This is a genomic window from Candidatus Hakubella thermalkaliphila (genome assembly GCF_013281975.1).
GTDB classification, from domain to species: Bacteria; Actinomycetota; Humimicrobiia; order Hakubellales; family Hakubellaceae; genus Hakubella; species Hakubella thermalkaliphila.
Genome location: NZ_BLRZ01000308.1, coordinates 1 through 1,020, shown reverse-complemented (window position 1 = coordinate 1,020; position 1,020 = coordinate 1). Strand labels below are relative to the sequence as shown.

Here is a 1,020-nt window from a genome sequence, read left to right as displayed (position 1 = left end):
GGAGAGGCCGTATCTCGGGTCGCCGCGGGGGGTGCGTGGGGCCGGAGCAGCTCCCGTTGTGATGGGGGAAGCATCTCCCGGCGCAGGGGGGGCAGTCGGGCCACCTCCACGCTATGCGGGGTTAGAAGGCCAAAGGCCTTAATGTGGAAGATAAAGTCAGGAGGGGTTCTTTCGGCCCACAGCTCAGCATTACGCCGGGCTGGAAGAGCATAGAAGGTAGAGTCCACCTCCACGGTGTTAAAGTGCTGAGCATAGAACTTGAGCCTGCCCTCAGCGCTCTTGAGGCCCGGGGGATAGAAGGTCTTGCTCTCTAGCAAAGTTCTATCAGTCCAGGAACAGGTACCTGTTCGTATCTCAGCCACAGTTGCTCACCTCCAGCCTCCATGATACCACGCCTGGGCCAGGGAGGGTGAAACTCTTTCTCTCTTGAGTATAGGAAGCTCTCCCTGGGCTACCTGCAAAAGGTCCCAGGCCCGGCTGACCACCAGGCTGGCTTTGCCTCTTTTGGTGATGCGGCCCTCCACCAAAAGCAGCCAGCCCTCAAAGATAGTGCGGGCATAGTCCTTCTGGGCTGATTCAAAGACAGCCATATCAATGAGTCCTTGGGCATCCTCCAGGGTGAGGAAGATGACCCTCTGGCCAGAGCGGGTGGGTGGGGTATGCTGCACCACCTTAATGCCGGCCACCCGCACCATTGTGCCTTCAGGTAGTTGGGAAAGATCGGTGCTCTGGATTACCCCTAGCTCCTCTAAGGTGTTCTGCCACAACTGAAGGGGATGGCCAGAGAGCTCAAAGCCCAGTAGCTCCAGCTCAGCCTGGATGCGCTCGGCCAGGCTAAAGGGGACAAAGAGCTCTTTTTGCTCATCCTTGAGCTCCAGAGCCAACTGGCCGCCCTGGTGGGGTCTCCTTCCCAAAAGAAAGAGCAGCCACAGTAGATAGCTTCTGTTTTGCACCCGGCTAGCTAGGGCTCCATGGTGCGGGTGGCCTGCATTAAGGTGGTGCAGCATACCCCACCCACCC

The 1,020-nt window shown here is 58.5% G+C and carries 2 protein-coding genes; both read right to left on the bottom strand.

The window, feature by feature from the left end; all coding sequences use genetic code 11:
• Positions 1-362 (bottom strand): DUF72 domain-containing protein (locus HW443_RS11785; RefSeq protein ID WP_176238283.1); only part of this gene is annotated, 362 nt, incomplete at its 3' end.
• Positions 363-368: 6 nt separating this feature from the next.
• The coding region (locus tag HW443_RS11780; RefSeq protein WP_258190532.1) for an OB-fold nucleic acid binding domain-containing protein at positions 369-1,020 on the bottom strand (652 nt) is incomplete at its 5' end.